Source organism: Sporolactobacillus vineae DSM 21990 = SL153 (genome assembly GCF_000377985.1).
GTDB classification, from domain to species: Bacteria; Bacillota; Bacilli; order Bacillales; family Sporolactobacillaceae; genus Sporolactobacillus; species Sporolactobacillus vineae.
This window is the reverse complement of record NZ_KB899044.1, coordinates 315056-334467: the sequence shown is the minus strand read 5'-3', so window position 1 is coordinate 334467 and position 19412 is coordinate 315056. Positions and strand designations below refer to the sequence as shown.

The window sequence follows — 19412 nt, the reverse complement described above, 5'->3', positions numbered from 1 at the left end:
TCCGAAAATCAGTAAGCATTTTTCTCTTGTTTTCTCGCAACTTTTCTGCATAAAAAGCATGCGGTTGGCCACAATGTTAACGATCATCCTAAGGAGGTAGATTCATGAAGACGTTTTTTGTATGGCTGATTTGTGCAACCCTCCTGCTGACGGCAGTGCTGCCGGCCGGTACGGCATCAGCAGAAACAACCGACAGCAAGAGCAGCGGTGTAAAATCGGCAATCGTGATTGAACAGGAAACCGGGCGTATCCTGTACCAGAAAAATGCCGATAAGGAACTGCCGCCGGCCAGCATGACTAAGGTGATGACTCTGCTTCTGATCTTTAAGGCTTTGAGCCAGCACCGCATTTCGCTGACGGATCAGGTCAGTGTCAGTGAGCATGCCGCATCCATGGGCGGATCTCAGGTTTTTCTTGAGCCGGGAGAACGCATGACCGTCGACGAAATGCTTAAAGCGATTGCCATCGCTTCAGGAAATGATGCGTCGGTTGCCATGGCTGAATTTGTCGGCGGCTCGGAAAAAGAATTTGTGAAGCAGATGAATCAGGAAGCAGCAAAGCTTGGGCTGAAGCACACACATTTTGAAAATACGACCGGACTGCCTGTGAAAAATCACTATACAACAGCCCATGATATGGCCGTGATGGCCCAGGCACTGGCACGGTATAAACAAGTGTTCAACTATACGTCCAAATATGAAGACTATCTCCGCCAGAATACGGATCAGAAGTTTTGGCTGGTCAATACGAATAAACTGATCCGGACTTATCCCGGTGCGGACGGGATGAAGACCGGCTTCACCAACGAAGCCAAATATTGCCTCACGGCGACGGCGAAACGCAACGGGATGCGCGTCATTGCCGTCGTTATGGGCGCCGCTTCGCCTAAGGAGCGAAACAGCGAAATCGCCGGATTAATGGATCAGGCCTTTGCCGGCTATACGACGCAGAAATTGCTGGATAAAGGCCGCCTGGTGGCGAGCCGGCCGGTGGATAAGGGGAATCCGGCACATCTGTCCATCGTCACCGGTCAGCAGGCCGTGCTCTTGCTGAAAAAAGGCGATGAGGCTGGTACCACAACAAAAAAGACCGTCATCAATAAGAATCTTCAGGCACCGATTCGGGCGGGTACCGTGGTTGGTTATTATCAGATCAGCAAGAAAGGCCGAACCGTTTCGAAGACACCGCTGGTTGCCGGAGAGAACGTTAAGCGCGCGGGATGGTGGCAGCTTTTCACGCGCGTCACCGTGTCGATTCTGACCAGATAAACCGGAAACCGGTCGGCCGGCTATGGCGTTTCACCTGTTGTTTTAGCGAATCCGCACTAGTTTTGCCGGCAGGCAGGAAGTAGAAATCCAAATAGAGAAAATGAAAGTACAACCTTTTCAAAATGATAGATAAAACCGGCAGGGCTGCCGGTCAGGAAACTGTCTCGTCTACGGAGAGGAGAGATCGTTAATGAGTCTGAAAATGGATCTTGAAGTGAAATATGGGGTGCTTTGCATTCGTCTGGAAGGAGAACTGGATCACCATACGGCGGATCAGCTGAGGACAAGGGTCAATCAGCTGATGGACGAAGAGATGATCCAGCATATCTTATTGAATCTCGGGAATTTGAGCTTTATGGACAGTTCAGGCCTTGGTGTGATCCTCGGGCGCTACAAACAGATCACCAGTCTTGGTGGAGAAATGGTTGTCTGCGCTATTTCTCCGGCGGTAAGAAGACTGTTTGAACTCAGCGGCATGTTCAAGATCATCCGTCTGGAAACGGATGAGTCCGATGCTTTGCACCGTCTGGGGGTGGCCTGAATGAAGAACGAAATGTCCCTGTCCTTTACGGCAATCAGTGAGAATGAATCTTTCGCCCGGGTCGCTGTCGCAGCATTTATTGCCCGGCTTGATCCGACGCTCGACGAGCTGACGGAAATCAAAACCGTCGTATCGGAAGCCGTAACGAACTGTATCATTCATGGCTATAACAATACAGGGAACGGGCAGGTCCGGATCCATGTTGTGCTGGATGAGGGAACGGTTGCTCTGGAGATTCACGACGACGGCATCGGGATCAAAGATGTGGCCCAGGCAAAGCAGCCTTTGTTCACGACGAAACCGGAGCTGGAGCGATCCGGCATGGGCTTTACGATTATGGAAAACTTTATGGATCATGTTCGGATTGAAACGGAGGTCGGAAAGGGCACCACTGTTTTCATGACGAAAGAAGTCAGTCAGAACAGAGCGGCATGCAAGTAGGGAGACATGCATATGGAGCGTGAACAAAAAAACGGGTCGAAAAACCAGCTATTGAGCGATAAACAGGTAAAACGCCTGATCCGGCTCAGTCAGTCGGGAGACCACGATGCCCGCGACTTGCTGGTGCAGAGAAACATGAGGCTGGTGTGGTCTGTGGTCCAGCGGTTTATCAACCGCGGCTACGAACCGGACGACTTGTTTCAGATCGGCTGTATCGGACTGCTCAAGGCTGTCGACAAATTTGATCTTAATTATGATGTCAAATTTTCAACCTATGCGGTGCCGATGATTATTGGAGAAATTCAACGCTTTATCCGTGATGACGGTGCAGTAAAAGTCAGTCGTTCGCTAAAGGAAACCGGCATCCGCGTCCGAAAGAAGAAGGACGAGCTGTCGAAGAAACTGGGACGCAATCCTACCATTAATGAAATCGCCGACAGCCTTGAAATGGCGCCGGAAGATATTGTCCTGTCACTTGAAGCCATCCGTACCCCCTATTCGATTCATGAAACTGTATTTGAGAACGATGGCGATCCGATCACGATCCTGGATCAGATTTCCGACGAGAATAACGGGAACTGGTTCGATAAAATGGTGATACGGGAGGCCGTCGATCAACTGGAGGAACGCGAGAAACTGATCGTCTACCTCAGGTATTTCAAAGATCAGACTCAGACTGAAGTTGCGGCACGGCTCGGCATCTCGCAGGTGCAAGTGTCGCGACTGGAGAAAAAGATTCTGAAGGAAATTAAAACGCAAATGGCCGACTGAAGAAAAGAATATGAACGATCAAAAAAGACTGCGCCCCCAGTCTTTTTTTGCTGCAGACGAACGAGGGTCTTGAAAAGCATGGGACGGCTAACATAATTCACAGCAATCCGGCAGATACTACCTTCAGACAGACTGATGATTGGAGGGAAAGTGATGCTTAATGATCCGAAAAATTACAGTGAATCGATAAAACCGTTTCAGCCGGAAGTGCCTTATCTGATGAACTGTGTGAAGGCGTTTCTCGTCGGCGGGCTGATCAGCCTGATCGGTCAGTTAATCCAGACTTTTTACGTACATTTTTTTCATTTCAGTAATCAGGAAGCCGGAAATCCGACGGTAGCGACGCTGATCCTGATCGCCTCTTTGCTGACCGGTTTTGGCATTTATGACAAAATTGCCCGTGTGGCCGGGGCCGGGTCGATTGTTCCGGTAACCGGATTCGCCAATTCGATTACCAGTGCGGCGCTGGAACATAAGAATGAAGGCATTGTACTGGGGATCGCGACAAATCTCTTTTCGCTGGCTGGAGAAGTCATCGTGTTCGGCGTTGTCTCTGCTGCCGTGCTGGGGATGATCAGGCTTTTTATTGAACAGATATTTTGAATCCGGAGGTGGCGGAAGATGAGTTTGTTAAGGAGGCAGACCTGGCGTTTCGACAGACCTGTATATCTGGCTTCAACCGGTACCACAGTCGGTCCGCTGGAAGCCCGCGGTCCGCTGTCGGGCAACTTCGACAAAGAATATGCATCGCTGGACTGCGGTGAAAAAAGCTGGCCTGAAGCAGAAAAAGCGCTGATGCGACGGGCCGTGGCCTTTTGCCTTGCCAAGGCAGGGAAAAAGGAAGGGGATATGGATCTGTTTCTGGCCGGGGATCTGATGGACCAGACCGTGACTTCAAATTTTATTGCCCGTGAAAACCGGATTCCTTTTCTTGGCCTGTTCGGGGCCTGTTCGACGTCGATGGAAACCCTTGCCGCAGGCGCCCAGCTTGTTGACAGCGGGTATGCGGAGAATGTTTTATGTGCCGTGAGCAGCCATAATGCGACCGCGGAACGCCAGTTTCGGTATCCGACAGAATACGGCGGACCGACCAAACTCACGCAGACGTTCACGGTGACCGGTGCCGGTGCAACAATTGTCACCCGGGAACCGGGAAAAGTCAGAGTGACGGAGGCGACGATCGGCCGGGTGATCGACTGGGGAATCAAAGATGCCAGTAACATGGGCTCAGCGATGGCTCCGGCAGCCGCCGATACGATCTGGACCCATTTTCAGGATACCGGCAGAAAACCTGAGGACTATGATCTGATTGTTACCGGAGATCTTTCCTCGGTCGGCTCGCCGATTCTGAAACAGCTCCTGATTGAAAAAGGCCTGGATATTACAAAGGTGCATCAGGACTGCGGACTGATGATCTACAGCCCGGATCAGCCGGTAAATGCCGGCGGCAGCGGCTGTGCCTGTTCTGCGGTCGTGACCTACGGGTATTTGTACAAGCGTCTGGCGGAAGGATCGCTGCGCCGCGTGCTGGTCGTGGCCACCGGGGCACTGCTGAACAGTGCAACCCCGAAGCAGAAAGATACGATTCCCTGCATCGCCCATGGTGTCGTGCTGGAATCTGTGAAGGAGGACGGACGATGATTTTTCTCTATGCGTTTCTGATTGGCGGAGCGATCTGTGTCGTCGGCCAGCTTCTGATGGATGTGTTTAAACTGACACCGGCACATGTTGTCGCTTCATTCGTTGTGATCGGCGCTGTGCTCGATGTATTCGGCATCTATGACCGGCTGATTGCGTTTGCCGGTGCCGGAGCAACGGTGCCGATCACGAGCTTCGGTCATTCGATCCTTCACGGAGCGATGGCTGAGGGCCATGAACATGGCTATCTCGGCATTGCCATCGGTATTTTTAAACTCACATCCGCAGGCATTACCTCAGCCATTTTGTTCGGTTTTCTGATTGCACTGTTTTTCAGACCAAAAGGTTGAGCGGAATAAAGAAGAGGAGGACACCGGTCATGCCGGATCAGAAGAACCGGAAGTCGATTGACTCAGAGATCCAGGTGAATACCGAAACGCTGGCATCCGTTCTGGACATCGGTCCGAAGAATTTCGATGTCGGCAACAGGGAAATCACTGTGCTCGGCAGAAAATGTGCCATTTACTATACGAACAGTCTGGTTGATTCAACGATCGTTGCCATGATGATGCGCGAATTTATGCGGCTGTCCAATAATAATGAACATACCGCCGATGTACTGCAGGAGTTCAAGCAGCATCTGGTTCACTATCAGGTTGAAGAGATTCAGACGATCGCCGATGTACTGGACAAAATGCTGACCGGACGGATCGTCGTTCTGATCGACGGGGAAACGATCGGTTTCTCTATTGATGTGCGTCACTATCCGGGCAGGCAGCCGGAGGAACCGGATGTTGAAAAAGTCGTTCGCGGTTCCAAGGACGGCTTCACGGAAAATATCATTGAAAATTCAGGACTGATCCGGCGCCGGATCCGCGATCCGCGCTTTCGCTGTGAAATCATGCAAGTCGGTGAACGCTCGAAAACGGATGTCTGCCTCTGTTATCTGAAAGATGTAGCCAATCCCGGCCTCTTGAAAACGCTGAGAAAAGAACTGAAGGCGATCAACGTTGACGGGATTCCGATGGCGGACAATGCCCTGGAAGAGTTTATTCTGAAACAGGGCTGGAACCCGTTTCCGCTTGTCCGTTACACCGGCCGGCCGGATGTCGCCTCAGCGCATTTGCTGGAGGGGCACGTCGTGCTCATTACGGACACGTCGCCAAGCGTGATGATTCTGCCGACCACTTTGTTCCATCACTTTCAGCATGCGGAGGAGTACAGACAGGTAACTGCTTCCGGCGCGATGCTGAGATGGGTCCGCTTCATCGCCATTCTCAGTTCCGTATTTCTCGTTCCGCTCTGGCTGCTGCTGGTTCAGGGTCATCTTCTGCCGGAACAGCTGCATTTTATCGGTCCGGATAAGACAAATTATCATATTCCGCTGCTCGTCCAGATTCTGATCGCCGAGGTGGGAATCGAGACGCTGCGCATGGCCGCCATACACACACCGACATCCCTTTCCACGGCACTGGGCCTGATTGCGGCCGTGCTCATCGGCCAGATTGCCATTGAAGTCGGTGTCTTCATTCCGGAAGTCATCCTGTATACGTCGGTCTCTGCGATCGGCGGTTTTGCCACGCCAAGTTATGAACTGCAGCTGGCTAATAAGATTGTCCGCCTGTGTCTGATCCTTGCCGTCGGTTTTTTCGGCGTACCCGGCTTCATGATCACCACCACACTGCTGATCATTTATCTTTCCCATGTGATGAACCTGAATACACCGTACCTGTGGCCGTTCATCCCCTTTAACCCGACCGGACTGTACAACATCCTGGTACGCAGGGCGATGCCGACATCCGTTCTGAGGCCGAGTATCGTCCGCCCGCTGGACAAGTATCGTCAGCCGGGGGGAAAGAAACGTCAGTAACCCTTGTCATTCTACAAGATTCATGCTAAGCTAAACTAAATTTATCCTTAAAGCAGATAAGAGGAGCGGGACGAATCAGTATATCACCGGAGCCGGGAAGGGCAATGATGGTCTTTGAAAGGTCAACTCGCCGAAGCAACGGTTTTTTCCAGAATCGTATGCTGGGCTGCTGCCGAACAGACAGCAGACTGTCACTGCATGATGATGCAGTGGAGCACTTTTCGGGCTTTGGTGAACGTTCCGGCCTGTATCCAGCGTGTGCAGGCCGCTTTTTCATTTTCAGAACGGGATACGGTCTTCCGCATGTGGAGTGAACGGATCCGGACGTCAGCTGCTTAACGGATTGCTGCTCTGCCATAGCAGACAAATGATATTTAAGGGGAACCATCTGGAGGGGGAGATTCCGGTTGTTGGGTACGCAGACGGTCAGCGATGAGGGCCATTTGATGATCGGCGGTGTGGATACGGTCGATCTGGCACGTGAATTTGGTACGCCATTATATATTTATGATCGTGCATCAATGAGAAGTAAGATTAAGGAATTCCAATCGGCATTTGCCCGATATAAAGATCTGGACTGGCAGATTGCCTATGCCAGCAAGGCATTTTCCACGATTGCCATGATTCAGCTTGCCAATGAATATGGACTTTCGCTGGATGTGGTGTCGGGGGGCGAACTCTATACGGCATTAAAGGCCGGGTTCCCCGCTGAAAAAATTCATTTCCACGGCAATAATAAATCCGACGCGGAACTGAAACTGGCGCTGGAATCCGGCGTCGGACTGATTATTGTGGATAACTTTTATGAACTGGAACGGCTTGAGGCGTTCTGCACGATCAGCGGCAAGCAAATGGCTGTTCTCCTGCGTGTCACACCAGGTGTTGAGGCGCATACACATGAATTTATCATGACTGGTCACGACGACACAAAGTTCGGATTCAATCTCGATAATGGCATGGCAGACAGAGCTGTGCATCAGACGCTCCAGTCGCCACATCTGGACCTGAGAGGTGTTCACTGTCACATCGGCTCGCAGATTTTTGAGACGGAAGGGTTTAATCAGGCTGTCCGGCTGGTACTCAACGCGGCAGCCACGTGGAAAAGGGACGAAAATTTCGAGCTTCAGGTGCTGAATGTCGGCGGCGGTTTCGGCATTCGTTATACCCGTGAAGACCATCCGCTGCCGGTGCACCGCTATATTGATCAAATTGTCTCGACGGTCCGGGAAGTATGCGCCGCCGGATCGCTGCATCTTCCCTCGATCTGGATCGAACCGGGCAGATCGATCGTCGGTGAAGCAGGGACCTCGCTTTATACGCTCGGGTCAACGAAAAACATCCCGGGTATCCGTGACTATATTTCGGTGGACGGAGGCATGGCCGACAATATCCGTCCGGCACTTTATCAGGCTAAGTATGAAGCACTTTGCGCCAACCGCGCCGGAGATCCGGCCGGCCACCCGGTAACGATTGCCGGGAAATGCTGTGAGACCGGGGATGTTCTGATTCAGGAGGCACTGCTTCCGGAGTCGTGCGGCAGCGGCGACCTGCTTGCCGTCTTCAGTACGGGCGCTTACGGCTATTCGATGGCCAGCCACTACAATCGTCTGCCTAATCCGGCTGTTGTTTTTGTCGAGAACGGCAGCGCCGAACTGGTTGTCCGGAGGGAAACATACGAGGATCTGATCCGTAATGACCTGCCGTTGAAGGCATTGTCCGGAAGAAGCTGAAGCGGCGGATCCGGCACTATCCCGTTTAAAATTCTGATTTTCTGATCAGGATAAAAACAGTGCGTCAGGGCCGGGTAAGCGGATTGGTGCACAATTCTGAAGGATTCGTTATAATATAGGACATGTAAGGATCTGAATGCCTTTCAATACTGTGCTTCAATTATCGAATCTATCATGGTCATGAGGGGTTAAAAATGCTGATTCGTTACAAAAAAAATTATGAAAAGATCGCAATGGGTCTCTTGTCCTATGTTCCTTCTGAAAAGGACATCAAATTGCTGCTCCAGACGATCCGGAAATATGAGAGCCAGGATGACTGGCAGCTCTTTTTATGGAAAGACGGGGAAGATATTATCGGAGTGATCGGAATCCATACGGAGAGTGCTGAGAAAGCCACCATTGAACATCTCAGCGTCAATCCGTCATTCCGCGCAGAAGGCGTCGGAAAGCGAATTATTTCGGCGCTGATGGAGTTTCTGGGAGACAAAGTTAAACTGGTTCCTTCCGCGGCACTTGCTGCTTATTATCAAAATTGTTTTCATGAGAAAGATCATGAAGAAGCCGGACGATGACGGCTTCTTTTTTATGGCGTCCGGCCACGGTGTTCCGGTTCTATGCTATGATTAGACCAGATCGCAGACAGGGAGGAAAACGGCTGTGGAATATAAAGTGAAAATCGATGCCTTCGAAGGCCCCCTCGATCTGCTGCTGCACTTGATCAAAACACTGGAAATTGATATTTACGACATACCTGTCTCAGAAATAACCGATCAGTATCTTGACTATATTCATCATATGCAGAAACTGGAACTCAATGTGGCCAGCGATTATCTGGTGATGGCGGCGACACTGATTGCCATGAAAAGCCGGATGCTGCTTCCAAAGCCGGAAGTCATTGACGACAGTCAGGACGAGCCGTATGAGGATCCGGAAGACTCCCGTCAGGCACTGATGCAGCAGCTTCTGGAATACCGTCAGTTTAAAGAAGCGGCGCAGTCGCTGCGGGATAATGAATCCGGAAGAATGCTGCTGTTCGCCAAGGAGCCCGAAGACTTGAGCCGGTATGAGCGGGAGGATATCACAACGATTCCGAAGTCCGAGCGTGCGACCATCTACGACATGATGCGGGCCGTTCAGAGGATGCTGCTGCGAAAGCAGCTTGAAGGCCCGCAGAATACTAAGATTAACCGTCAGATTCTGCCGATCGGTGCGCAGATGAATCGAGTGGTCGGCCAGCTTCAGGAGGCCGGCCACGCACTGCGTTTCGATGATTTTTTTTCGGTAAGAGACCGCATCCATGTCATTGTTACTTTCCTGGCGTTGCTGGAACTGATGAAGAAGGACGCTGTATTCTGCCGCCAGGATGAAAATTTTGCTGAAATCATTGTTGATCTGGGGAAAGGGGCTGCTGCATATGACACCGGAGAAGATACATTCAATTATTGAAGGCCTGCTCTATCTCACCGGTGAAGAGGGCTTGTTACTGGACCAGATCCGTAAAGTGCTGCCGGAATGCTCCGTTCAGGAGATTCATAATGTCATCGGGAGGATGAAAAGCGAATGGAATGCGGACGAGCGGCACGGGCTGATGGTTACAGATATTCCGGGAGGGTACCGGCTGACGACGAAACCGTCACTGGCTCCGTATGCGGAAAAATTTGCCGCAATTCCGAAATCCTCCCCGCTTTCGCAGGCTTCTCTCGAGACCGTGGCGATCATTGCGTACAAACAGCCAGTATCCCGGATCACGATCGATGAGATCCGGGGTGTCAAGTCTGAGCGCGCACTGCAGACCCTGATGGTCAAGGGGCTGATTAAAGAAGTCGGTCGTGCGGAAGGCGCCGGCCGCGCTATTTTATATGGTGTGACGCCCGTCTTTCTCGACTATTTCGGACTGCATTCACTGGACGACATGCCGCCGCTCGCTGACGCGGCGAAAGAACCGAACCGTCAGCTGGACGCCTATGACCTTTTCTATGACCAATACAAGGAAACGATTAAAAATCTTTAAACCCGTGATTCATGTTTCTGCAACTTGCCAGCCTGCCGGTTAACCGGCAGGCTTTCTTCTTGCGTTGACGATCCAGACTCATAATCCGCTTGTCCGTGCATAGGCTTGTATTAGTTACAGGTCAGGGGGGCGTCCCGTGAAAAAGATCGTTTATTATCTGTTCCTCCTCTGTTTAATACTGCCGGCCGGACTTCAATGCGTTTCGGTCCGGGCGGCAGGCAGTGTCCCGTCTGTTTCCGCGCAGGCTGCGGTATTGATCGATCAGGCATCGGGGCGCATCTTATTCAGCAGGAACAGCAGTGAGAAATTACCGATCGCCAGCATCACCAAGGTCATGACCGCGGTTCTGGCGATTGAATCAGGCAAACTGAACCGTATGGTCACCGTGAGCCGGGAAGCGGTTCGTGCCGAAGGTTCCTCCATATATCTGAAGCCCGGCGAACGCATCCGGCTGATCGATCTCGTGTACGGACTGATGCTGCGTTCAGGCAATGACGCTTCGGTAGCGATTGCTGAGGCGGTGGCCGGAAGCACTGCCGGATTCGCCTTGCTGATGAACGAAAAAGCAGCGGAGCTCGGGATGAACGGGACCCATTTTATGAATCCGAACGGTCTTGATGATCCGGGCCACTATTCGACTGCCGCGGATATGGCTGTTCTGACACGTTATGCCATGCAGAATACCACCTTCAGGAAAATTACCGGGACCCGTTCCTATCGGGTCGAAAAAACGAACAAGGAACAGGTCAGGGTACTGCTCAATAAGAATAAAATGCTGCGGCTTTACAGTAAGGCAACCGGTGGAAAAACCGGCTTTACGAAAAAAGCCGGCCGGACTCTGATCTCTACAGCGTCGTCCGGCAGTGTGTCCCTGATCGTTGTGACACTCAATGACGGCGACGACTGGCGCGACCACCAGCAGCTTTTTGAGTGGGGATTTACCAACTATCATCCGGTTGTTGTCGTACACCAGGGAAAGCTCAAAGCGAATACAGTTTCTTTTTACCGGAACCGGCTGTATATTCGGCACAATGCAGTATGGCCGCTGACGGATCAGGAGGCTGCCCGGGTGAAAAGGGACCTGGTGCTCGTCGCTCCGACATCCGGAAAGGAAAAGCAGATGCCGCCGGAACCGGCCGGCTATCTGAAGATTCGTGTGGCTCAGGAACAGCTCGGCTCGATCCCGGTCTACTATAAGAAAGCTGCCGAAGAAAAAAAGTCGTTCTGGAAGCTGTTTACGAGCCTGCTGACGACACTGATCTCCGGCGGTGCGCAAAGCCTATGATCAATATCATCTGGGTGGCGCTGTTTTGTATCGGTATTTTTTACGCTGCGATAAATGGAACGATGGCTCAGGTGAATAAAGCCATCTTCAGTTCTGCTTCGGAGGCCGTGACGCTTTGTCTTGGCCTGGCCAGTGTCCTGATCTTCTGGCTCGGTCTGATGAAAATTGCTGAGAAGTCGGGATTGCTGGATAAACTGGCACATCTTTTCAGACCGCTTATACGGCGGATCTTTCCCGAGGTGCCGGCCGGCCATCCGGCGATGGGCTACATCATGTCCAACCTGATTGCCAATTTATTCGGGCTGGGAAATGCAGCCACGCCGATGGGGATCAAAGCAATGGAGGAGCTGAAGAAGCTGAACGGCGGCCGCAACACGCCAAGCCGGTCGATGATCACCTTGCTGGCCCTCAACACTTCCGGCATGACGCTGATCCCGGCAACGGTGATCGCGATCCGGATGCAGTATGACTCAAAGGCACCGGCAGCCATCGTCGGGCCGACCCTCCTGGCTACCCTGTGCACAACGATTTCAGCACTTCTGATCGACAGATATTTCTATTATCGCCGGAAGCGGAAGGAGAAGAAGTGAAATGGCCGTAATTACAGGGCTTTCTTTATGGCTGATTCCGATTCTGATCGTCATCATTCTGATGTACGGATTGTATAAAAGAGTACCGGCTTACGAACTTTTTGTCGAAGGCGGAAAGGAAGGCTTTTCACTGGCTGTGTCGATCATGCCGTTTCTGGTCGGGATGCTGACGGCCATTGGTGTGTTTCGGGCGTCAGGTGCGATGGATGCACTTACTCAGGCACTGCGCCCGGTTCTGTCGGTGATCGGCATGCCGCCGGAACTGGTACCGCTTGCCCTGCTCCGGCCGATCTCCGGAACCGGTGCACTGGGGCTGATGGCGGAACTGATCAAAGTGCACGGCGCGGATAGCTTTATCGGGCGGCTTGCGTCAGTGATGCAGGGCAGTACGGATACCACGTTTTATATTGTTACGGTCTATTTCGGCGCCGTCGGCATTCATAAAATCGGTGATTCCATTAAGGTCGGTCTGCTGGCCGATGCGGTCGGTGTCATCTGTTCGGTGTGGATCGTGACCTGGGCGTTCGGTCCCTGAGAGGACACGGATCAGCCGCCGGAGAACCTGAAAAAATGAACGTTTATTGAAACTTGAGAAAAATAACCGGCGGCGTTATGATTACGTTGAGGTGTAAGGATGGAACGTTTACAGAAAGTGATTGCTCAGGCGGGTATTACATCGAGAAGGAAAGCGGAACAGCTGATCGTGTCCGGCAAGGTGGAAGTCAACGGGCAGACGGTCACTGAACTGGGCATTAAGGTTTCTCCGGATGATCAGGTGAAAGTAAACGGCGTTCCTATTTCACGGGAACAGCCCGTTTACTTTTTACTTTATAAACCGGTCGGTGTCATCTCCTCTGTGCGGGATGACCGGAACCGAAAGACAGTGGTTGACTTTTTCGATCACGTCCCGCAGCGAATCTTTCCGGTCGGACGCCTGGACTATGATACGTCCGGTGCCATCGTGCTGACGAATGACGGCGAACTGGCAAATAAGCTGATGCATCCGCGTTTCCAACTCGATAAGACGTATATTGCTGCGGTTCATCCGATACCGACAGAGGATCAGCTGCGCCGGCTGGCTTCAGGGATCAGACTGGACGACGGGATGACAGCCGGGGCAAAAGTCCGTCTTGTCTCGAGTGATCGGAGCAGGCAGACCGCAAACGTCCAGCTGACGATCCATGAAGGCCGCAACAGGCAGGTTCGTCGGATGTTTGCGGCACTTGACCTTCATGTCCGTAAACTGAGAAGAGACCGTTACGGCTTTCTCAGTCTGGCGGGACTTCACCCGGGCGACAGCAGACCGCTGAAACCGCATGAGGTCAAAACCTTTTACCATCTCGTGGAACGGGTTAATCCTTCCCGACCGGACGGCAAGTAAACAATGACGGGCTGGCAATGAGGCTTCCGTTGAGAAGGACTGTTTTTTTTTTGAAAAATTGTTTAAAATAAGACATAGGTTTGACACAATATTTTTGATCGGATCAATCTTTAATGACAAAGAGCTTTTGCAGCGCAAAAGAGAGATGACTGTTTAGGCTGACAGGGGGAACCTTTGATGGAAGAGAAGAAATCGACGATTCTTGTTGTAGACGACGAGGAACGGATCCGAAAGCTGCTGACAATGTATCTGGAACGCGAGAAATATCTGATCGATGAAGCGGCCGATGGTGAAACAGCGCTCCAGATGGCTTTAAATAAGGACTACGACCTTATCATTCTCGACCTGATGCTGCCGGGCATGGACGGTATTGAAGTGTGTGAAAAACTGCGTGAGTCCAAGGCTACGCCGGTGATCATGCTGACAGCCAAAGGGGAAGAAGCAAACCGGGTTCAGGGATTTGAAGTCGGCACGGATGACTATATTGTTAAACCCTTCAGCCCGCGTGAAGTGGTCCTCAGAGTCAAAGCACTGCTCAGAAGAGCGTCGAAGACCAAATTTCTCGAAACCGAACCAACCACGAAAAATGTGATTGTTTTTCCCCATCTGACGATCGACCATGATGCGCATCGCGTTAAGGTGGATAACCACGAAGTGGATCTGACACCGAAGGAGTACGATCTGCTCTATTATCTTGCTCAGAATCCGGATAAAGTGTTCTCCCGTGAAGATCTGCTCAAGGATGTCTGGAACTATGAATTCTTCGGTGATCTGCGGACGGTGGATACGCATGTCAAACGACTCCGTGAGAAACTGAACCGCGTGTCTGAAAATGCAGCAAAGATGATCGTTACCGTCTGGGGTGTCGGCTACAAGATCGAAGCTGAGAACCAGGCATGATACGGAACAGTATTATCACCAAACTCTGGGCGACGATCATTGCGATCGTGACCATTGTACTCGTGTTTTTAACGGTGCTGTTACTGCAGTTCTTTGATAATAGTCAGATGCAGGAATCGACCCGGCTGATGAACCGTATTGCCGACAAGTCGGCAGGGATACTTGAGCGAGGGGATGCCGGCCGCGTTTCGCTGGTCTCCGTTTCCGATATTGCGGGGGTCTATTCCACGCGCAGCGTTTTACTCACGAAAGATCACTACTGGATATCTTCCACAGTCAGCGGTGTTCCTGATCCCGGCCGCCGGTTTTTTGTGTCCGATAAAGATTTGAATCAGACACTGACCAGGGGCAGGACGGTGATTAAGCGCAGTTCATTCCCGATTGGCAAAGGCCAGGAACAGCTGACTATTGTCGGCAGACCTGTCCGGCTGGCAACCGGCGGGAAAGGTGCTGTATTTGTGATCCAGTCGCTGGCTTTTACGCAGAATGCGACCAGTCAGTCGAATAAACTGATTTATATCAGTGCGGGCATTGCGATTCTGCTCACTACTTTTTTCGCTTTTTTCCTGTCCACGCGAATCGGTGCCCCGCTCCGGCGGATGAGGTCGGCAGTTTTGCAGATTTCCAGCGGTAATTTTGACAACCGTGTACCGGTGGTCACCCGGGATGAAGTCGGCGACCTGGCCATCGCTTTTAATAAAATGAGCACGGATCTGAAAAATAATATGACCGCACTGACGCAGGAGAAGGAGCAGCTGGCCGGAATCCTGCAGAATATGGCAGACGGGGTGCTGCTCCTGGACAAAGACGGGAATATTGTCGCGGCCAATCCGCCTGGAAAAAAGTTTATCCGCTCATGGAACTATGAACATGAGGGAGAAGCTTCCCCGGCTGCGCTGCTCGGCATGCTGAAAAAGACAGTGGCCGGTGCAAAACAGACGGTTGATAAATTTAGTATCCAGGGCCGCTTCTGGGTCATCATTCTGACGCCGCTGTTCAGCCGAAGCAAAGTCCGCGGCGCCGTGGCTGTCCTTCGCGATATGACGGAGGAGCGCCATATTGATCAGATGAAAAAAAGTTTTGTGGCGAACGTCAGCCATGAGCTGCGCACGCCGATTACCATGATCCAGGGATACAGCGAAGCCATTATCGATGATATTGCCGGGAGCGATCAGGAGAAAAAGGACATGGCCGGGATCATTCTGGATGAGTCGAAGCGGCTCGGCAGACTGGTCAACGAATTACTTGATCTTGCAAGACTGGAAGCAGGACACTTTCAACTGAAGAAGAGGGATGTGGCGCTCGCACCGTTTCTCAGTCATGCTGTGACAAAGTTTGATAATCTTGCCGCTAATGCCGGCATTAACCTGAAGCTGGACGTCGATTTTGATTCTTCGGTACGGTTTATCTTTGATCCGGACCGGATTGAACAAGTACTGACCAATCTGATCGACAATGCGATTCGTCACACCCGTGAGCAGGGAGCAGTTACCGTCACCGGACGTCTCGGTGAGCAGGGGCTGACCGTCAGTGTCCGGGATACAGGCGTCGGTATTGCCCATGAAGACCTGCCGTTCGTCTTTGAACGTTTCTATAAAGCAGACAAGGCAAGAACGCGCGGAAAATCGGGTACCGGACTGGGGCTGGCTATTGCCAAACATATTGTTGACGCGCACGACGGAGACATATCGGTGAATAGTAAAAAGGGTCAGGGCACAACATTCCGGTTCACACTTCCCGTACCGACAAAAACAGGCTAAAATAAAAGACGGATCCGGGAACCGGACCCGTCTTTTCAGGCATTTTTTCACGATGGCGAGACTTCGGCTGCCGAACCGTGAAACGGCGTGTCGGAAATCCTGATTGATTCGGTCGGACAGCCTTCATAGGCATCGGCAAGATCATCAAGAAGTTCGTCCGGAACAACCTGATCTCCTTTATTGTTGTCGAGCAGTGAGAAAGCCAGACCGTCATCGTCGTAGTCAAACAGGTCCGGCGCTGAGGCAGCGCATGCGCCGCATGAAATACAAGTGCTTTTATCGACCATCAGATATTTCTTCATTGATTAAATCTTCCTCCCGGTTTCTCCGCATGTTAGGCTGCAAAAGCCTTACTTCACATTTTAAGAAACGCCTGATCGTTTTTCAACCGGATCCGGCTTGCAGAAGTGACCGAATGTCGAATTTTGCGCCGGAATTTTATCGAATCGAAGACCCGGCTGTCCCTGCAGCGCGGAGTACCGTTATCGGTAAGCGGGCACCTGAAACGGAAAACCGTTAACGGGCCAAAAGAAAGATCGGAGTTGGAACCATGTCATTTGGCAGTTTTCTTATGCTTTCGATGATCGGCCGGATAAACGGGGAGCGGTCTCTTTCGGGAATCATTCATATGCTTCGCGGCAGGCAGTCGATCCAGACGATTCAGGACAGTATGCTGTTTCACACGGACGCACTGTACCATGTCTACGATACCGTCTCCAGAGAGCGCTTTGCCATATTGGCTGAGGACTGCCGGACGAAGCGGTGGATCATGCCAAAAAAACCGGCTGCCGACCATTACGTGCTCACTGAATCAGGGGAAAAAGCATTAACAAAACTGTCAGCTGTCTTTTCTTTTCCCGAATCGCTGAAATATACCGGTTTTGTGAAATCAGAAACGGATTTCTGGCTGAGCCTGCAGCTGATCGTCCAGGCGCTGTCTGAACACGTTCACCATTCCCGTTCCTATCTGCCCGTCACCGGAAAACCGGCGGTGACTGAAACCGTCCGGCGGATGATCTTCTATTCGGCCGGCAGAATTGAGACACTGGCGAACGCTATTCTGAATGAGCTTTCCGGTCTGCTCGCAGATCTTCCCGAGCCGGCGGCAGATCTGCTGACAAGTCAGTTCAGCGGTTATCAGACAGCCGGGCTGACGACCGAACAGGCGGGTGAATCTGTGAACCAGGACGTCTTTTTTTGCAAGACGATCGAAAAAGCCGCACTCCGGCAGATGATGCAGTCCATTTCCGGAGAGCCCGGCCGATTTCCGAGCCTGGCGGCGCTTCTTCCGGCGAGAAGAAGCCGTCTGTCACAGTCCGCCCGCGTGACGTATACACAGCTTCAGAGCGGGAAGAGTCTTGATGAGCTTGTCCGCCTGAGGCACCTGTCCAGAGGGACCATTGAGGACCATATCGTTGAAATCACGCTGACCGAACCCGACTTTAATATTACCGGTTACCTGACGCCCTCTCTTGAAAAGAAGATTACCGAAACGGCACGCCGGATCGGGACCCGGCAGCTCAAGCCGATTCGGACCGCACTGGGGAATCGGGCAGATTATTTTCAGATCAGGCTGGCACTGGCAAAGGATGCTGTTTGTAAGGAGGGGCCCGCACATGGTTGATCGGAACAAGATGAAGAAGGACGGCGGTTCATCCGATGACGCGATGATCCGGGCCGAGGCAGTCCTGCGCAGCCGGTTTCATTATCCTTCGTTCAGAGAAGGCCAGAAGGAGATCATCAGCAGTTTACTGCAGGGGAGCGATGTTTTCGCAATGCTGCCGACCGGCGGAGGCAAATCTCTGTGTTATGAGATACCCGGCTATATCCTTGATGGCCTTGTCGTGATTGTCTCCCCGCTGATCTCATTGATGGAGGATCAGACCCATGCGCTGAGGGAAATCGGCGAGACGCGGGTGCGTGCTTTAAACAGTATGGTTCACCCGCAGGAGCAGAAACGTATCCTCGGGCAGCTCGGCAGTCTCCGCTTCTTATACCTCTCGCCGGAGATGCTGCGCCGGCCCCGTGTCATTGATGCACTGACGCGCGTTTCAGTGGCCCTGTTTGTGATCGACGAGGCACACTGCGTGTCTCAGTGGGGACATGAATTCAGGCCGGATTATCTGCATCTCGCCGGGATCCGGGAACAGCTGAATCATCCGGTCTGCCTTGCCCTGACCGCAACAGCCGACCAGCGCGTGAAAGAAGACATCCTTCACTATCTGCATCTTAAGGATGCCTGTCACATCATGATGGGCGTCGATCGTCCGAATATTGCCATGAGTGTGATCGAAACGGAGAATGTGCCGGAAAAGACAAAAGAGCTGCTTGGCCTGCTCCATACCGTACGCCTTCCCGGTATTGTGTACTGTTCGGGCCGAGTACTGACCATGCAGCTGGCAGATCTCATTGGCGCAAAGCTTCATCTGAGGACGGCCTATTACCACGGCGGCATGTATCCGGAAGACCGCAGAAAAATTCAAAATCAGTTTCTGGAGGGCAGTCTGGACGTGCTCTGCTGTACCAGTGCATTTGGTATGGGCATCAACAAACCGGACATCCGCCTTGTTGTCCACTATCAGTACCCGGCAAACCTGAATGCGTATTTGCAAGAAATCGGCCGTGCGGCACGGGACGGCGGGCCAGGACTGGCTGTTCTGCTTCATGCGCCGGAGGATGATCTGCTGCCGGTTTCACTGATTGAGGCGAACTATCCTTCTGAACCGCTGATGCGGCTGGCACTCGGCTGGATCAGCCGCGGCCTCCTTGACCCTGGAAAACAGCCGAATGCTTTCAGGGGGGCACTGATGCAGTCGGGTGCCGGCGAAACCGCGGCACGTTTTCTGACAGATCAGCTGCAGGAACTGCCGCCGGGGATTTCCGCCACCGCTGCCCTTCAAAAAGTCCTCAGGGCCGTACATGAGAGAAAGCAGACCCAGTTCGGCGATCTGGAACATATGAAGGCATGGATTCACACGAAACGTTGCCGCAGAGAGGCCTGTCTGGAATTTTTTGATGAAAAATTAACCCGGAAACCAGCTCATTGTTGTGACCGCTGCGGCATCAGTATCAGCGATTTTGCGAATGAACGGCAGACGAACCGCAAATCACACGTGGCATTCGACTGGAGAAGAAGGCTGACGGCATTGCTCCTGACTGAGAAATAACGCGGGCTTTTTGTGGATACCGGCCTATTCTGAGTTTTTGCCGCATAGCTTGTTTCCAG

At 52.2% G+C, this 19412-nt stretch carries 21 protein-coding genes and 1 riboswitch; of the genes, 20 read left to right on the top strand and 1 reads right to left on the bottom strand.

The genetic code is table 11. The annotated features are described in order from the left end of the window. The first annotated feature begins 104 nt into the window (after positions 1–104). The 18 genes from D889_RS0105875 (at position 105) to D889_RS0105785 (ending at position 16186) form a co-directional block, all read left to right on the top strand. Positions 105–1268 carry a D-alanyl-D-alanine carboxypeptidase family protein gene (locus tag D889_RS0105875; protein WP_010631615.1) on the top strand — a complete coding sequence of 388 codons (1164 nt, stop codon included), beginning with the start codon at positions 105–107 and terminating at the stop codon, positions 1266–1268. Between the two features lie 190 nt (positions 1269–1458). Further along, positions 1459–1809, top strand: coding sequence for an anti-sigma F factor antagonist (gene spoIIAA, locus D889_RS0105870; RefSeq protein WP_010631616.1), 351 nt, complete (start codon positions 1459–1461; stop codon positions 1807–1809). Then, on the top strand, positions 1810–2250 hold the full coding sequence (gene spoIIAB / locus D889_RS0105865; protein ID WP_010631617.1) for an anti-sigma F factor: 441 nt from the start codon (positions 1810–1812) through the stop codon (positions 2248–2250). Between the two features lie 12 nt (positions 2251–2262). Then, the gene (gene sigF, locus D889_RS0105860; RefSeq protein WP_010631618.1) at positions 2263–3021 is read left to right on the top strand and encodes an RNA polymerase sporulation sigma factor SigF; all 759 of its coding nucleotides are present in this window, start codon (positions 2263–2265) and stop codon (positions 3019–3021) included. A 153-nt stretch (positions 3022–3174) separates the two neighbouring features. After that, positions 3175–3624: a stage V sporulation protein AC gene (gene spoVAC, locus D889_RS0105855; RefSeq protein ID WP_010631619.1), complete on the top strand. Its 450-nt coding sequence runs from the start codon at positions 3175–3177 to the stop codon at positions 3622–3624. An 18-nt stretch (positions 3625–3642) separates the two neighbouring features. Continuing rightward, the gene (gene spoVAD, locus D889_RS0105850; protein WP_010631620.1) at positions 3643–4662 is read left to right on the top strand and encodes a stage V sporulation protein AD; all 1020 of its coding nucleotides are present in this window, start codon (positions 3643–3645) and stop codon (positions 4660–4662) included. Beyond that, a complete protein-coding gene (spoVAE, locus tag D889_RS0105845) occupies positions 4659–5009 on the top strand; it encodes a stage V sporulation protein AE (protein ID WP_010631621.1) in 351 nt (116 codons plus the stop codon). Before spoVAD ends, spoVAE begins: the two co-directional genes overlap by 4 nt. Before the next feature lie 29 nt (positions 5010–5038). Next, the gene (locus D889_RS0105840; protein ID WP_010631622.1) at positions 5039–6529 is read left to right on the top strand and encodes a spore germination protein; all 1491 of its coding nucleotides are present in this window, start codon (positions 5039–5041) and stop codon (positions 6527–6529) included. Positions 6530–6579: 50 nt separating this feature from the next. Beyond that, positions 6580–6757: riboswitch (Lysine riboswitch) on the top strand. A gap of 179 nt (positions 6758–6936) precedes the next feature. After that, entirely contained in the window at positions 6937–8259 is a 1323-nt protein-coding gene (lysA, locus tag D889_RS0105830; RefSeq protein ID WP_428834900.1) for a diaminopimelate decarboxylase, read from the top strand. 194 nt (positions 8260–8453) lie between these two features. Continuing rightward, on the top strand, positions 8454–8831 hold the full coding sequence (locus tag D889_RS0105825; RefSeq protein ID WP_010631625.1) for a GNAT family N-acetyltransferase: 378 nt from the start codon (positions 8454–8456) through the stop codon (positions 8829–8831). Between the two features lie 85 nt (positions 8832–8916). After that, positions 8917–9705 carry a segregation/condensation protein A gene (locus D889_RS0105820; RefSeq protein WP_010631626.1) on the top strand — a complete coding sequence of 263 codons (789 nt, stop codon included), beginning with the start codon at positions 8917–8919 and terminating at the stop codon, positions 9703–9705. Further along, positions 9674–10270, top strand: coding sequence for an SMC-Scp complex subunit ScpB (gene scpB, locus D889_RS0105815; RefSeq protein WP_010631627.1), 597 nt, complete (start codon positions 9674–9676; stop codon positions 10268–10270). Before D889_RS0105820 ends, scpB begins: the two co-directional genes overlap by 32 nt. A 136-nt stretch (positions 10271–10406) precedes the next feature. Continuing rightward, positions 10407–11555: a D-alanyl-D-alanine carboxypeptidase family protein gene (locus D889_RS0105810; RefSeq protein WP_010631628.1), complete on the top strand. Its 1149-nt coding sequence runs from the start codon at positions 10407–10409 to the stop codon at positions 11553–11555. Next, the gene (locus tag D889_RS0105805) at positions 11552–12145 is read left to right on the top strand and encodes a nucleoside recognition domain-containing protein (RefSeq protein WP_010631629.1); all 594 of its coding nucleotides are present in this window, start codon (positions 11552–11554) and stop codon (positions 12143–12145) included. The genes D889_RS0105810 and D889_RS0105805 overlap by 4 nt, the downstream gene beginning before the upstream one ends. 1 nt (position 12146) lies before the next feature. Beyond that, positions 12147–12680, top strand: a complete 534-nt coding sequence (locus tag D889_RS0105800) for a spore maturation protein (RefSeq protein WP_010631630.1) — start codon at positions 12147–12149, stop codon at positions 12678–12680. Between the two features lie 99 nt (positions 12681–12779). Beyond that, complete coding sequence (locus D889_RS0105795; protein ID WP_010631631.1) at positions 12780–13526, top strand: pseudouridine synthase; 747 nt, start codon at positions 12780–12782, stop codon at positions 13524–13526. A gap of 177 nt (positions 13527–13703) precedes the next feature. Beyond that, a complete protein-coding gene (locus D889_RS0105790) occupies positions 13704–14426 on the top strand; it encodes a response regulator transcription factor (protein WP_010631632.1) in 723 nt (240 codons plus the stop codon). Then, positions 14423–16186 (top strand): ATP-binding protein, encoded by a 1764-nt coding sequence (locus D889_RS0105785; RefSeq protein ID WP_010631633.1) that lies wholly within the window; start codon positions 14423–14425, stop codon positions 16184–16186. The genes D889_RS0105790 and D889_RS0105785 overlap by 4 nt, the downstream gene beginning before the upstream one ends. Before the next feature lie 47 nt (positions 16187–16233). Here D889_RS0105785 and D889_RS0105780 read toward each other — a convergent pair whose 3' ends face one another. Beyond that, complete coding sequence (locus D889_RS0105780; RefSeq protein WP_010631634.1) at positions 16234–16488, bottom strand: ferredoxin; 255 nt, start codon at positions 16486–16488, stop codon at positions 16234–16236. A 248-nt stretch (positions 16489–16736) separates the two neighbouring features. Between D889_RS0105780 and D889_RS0105770 the strand changes: the two genes are divergently transcribed. After that, a complete protein-coding gene (locus D889_RS0105770; protein WP_010631636.1) occupies positions 16737–17810 on the top strand; it encodes a YpbB family protein in 1074 nt (357 codons plus the stop codon). Continuing rightward, positions 17803–19353 carry a RecQ family ATP-dependent DNA helicase gene (locus D889_RS0105765; protein WP_010631637.1) on the top strand — a complete coding sequence of 517 codons (1551 nt, stop codon included), beginning with the start codon at positions 17803–17805 and terminating at the stop codon, positions 19351–19353. The genes D889_RS0105770 and D889_RS0105765 overlap by 8 nt, the downstream gene beginning before the upstream one ends. Positions 19354–19412: the final 59 nt, after the last annotated feature.

What these genes read in the sequence shown, in the direction of transcription:
- D889_RS0105875 (WP_010631615.1), top strand. Translation starts at nt 105, where the DNA reads ATGAAGACGTTTTTTGTATGGCTGATTTGTGCAACCCTCCTGCTGACG.
- spoIIAA (WP_010631616.1), top strand. Translation starts at nt 1,459, where the DNA reads ATGAGTCTGAAAATGGATCTTGAAGTGAAATATGGGGTGCTTTGCATT.
- spoIIAB (WP_010631617.1), top strand. Translation starts at nt 1,810, where the DNA reads ATGAAGAACGAAATGTCCCTGTCCTTTACGGCAATCAGTGAGAATGAA.
- sigF (WP_010631618.1), top strand. Translation starts at nt 2,263, where the DNA reads ATGGAGCGTGAACAAAAAAACGGGTCGAAAAACCAGCTATTGAGCGAT.
- spoVAC (WP_010631619.1), top strand. Translation starts at nt 3,175, where the DNA reads ATGCTTAATGATCCGAAAAATTACAGTGAATCGATAAAACCGTTTCAG.
- spoVAD (WP_010631620.1), top strand. Translation starts at nt 3,643, where the DNA reads ATGAGTTTGTTAAGGAGGCAGACCTGGCGTTTCGACAGACCTGTATAT.
- spoVAE (WP_010631621.1), top strand. Translation starts at nt 4,659, where the DNA reads ATGATTTTTCTCTATGCGTTTCTGATTGGCGGAGCGATCTGTGTCGTC.
- D889_RS0105840 (WP_010631622.1), top strand. Translation starts at nt 5,039, where the DNA reads ATGCCGGATCAGAAGAACCGGAAGTCGATTGACTCAGAGATCCAGGTG.
- D889_RS0105825 (WP_010631625.1), top strand. Translation starts at nt 8,454, where the DNA reads ATGCTGATTCGTTACAAAAAAAATTATGAAAAGATCGCAATGGGTCTC.
- scpB (WP_010631627.1), top strand. Translation starts at nt 9,674, where the DNA reads ATGACACCGGAGAAGATACATTCAATTATTGAAGGCCTGCTCTATCTC.
- D889_RS0105805 (WP_010631629.1), top strand. Translation starts at nt 11,552, where the DNA reads ATGATCAATATCATCTGGGTGGCGCTGTTTTGTATCGGTATTTTTTAC.
- D889_RS0105800 (WP_010631630.1), top strand. Translation starts at nt 12,147, where the DNA reads ATGGCCGTAATTACAGGGCTTTCTTTATGGCTGATTCCGATTCTGATC.
- D889_RS0105795 (WP_010631631.1), top strand. Translation starts at nt 12,780, where the DNA reads ATGGAACGTTTACAGAAAGTGATTGCTCAGGCGGGTATTACATCGAGA.
- D889_RS0105790 (WP_010631632.1), top strand. Translation starts at nt 13,704, where the DNA reads ATGGAAGAGAAGAAATCGACGATTCTTGTTGTAGACGACGAGGAACGG.
- D889_RS0105785 (WP_010631633.1), top strand. Translation starts at nt 14,423, where the DNA reads ATGATACGGAACAGTATTATCACCAAACTCTGGGCGACGATCATTGCG.
- D889_RS0105780 (WP_010631634.1), bottom strand. Translation starts at nt 16,488, where the DNA reads ATGAAGAAATATCTGATGGTCGATAAAAGCACTTGTATTTCATGCGGC.
- D889_RS0105770 (WP_010631636.1), top strand. Translation starts at nt 16,737, where the DNA reads ATGTCATTTGGCAGTTTTCTTATGCTTTCGATGATCGGCCGGATAAAC.
- D889_RS0105765 (WP_010631637.1), top strand. Translation starts at nt 17,803, where the DNA reads ATGGTTGATCGGAACAAGATGAAGAAGGACGGCGGTTCATCCGATGAC.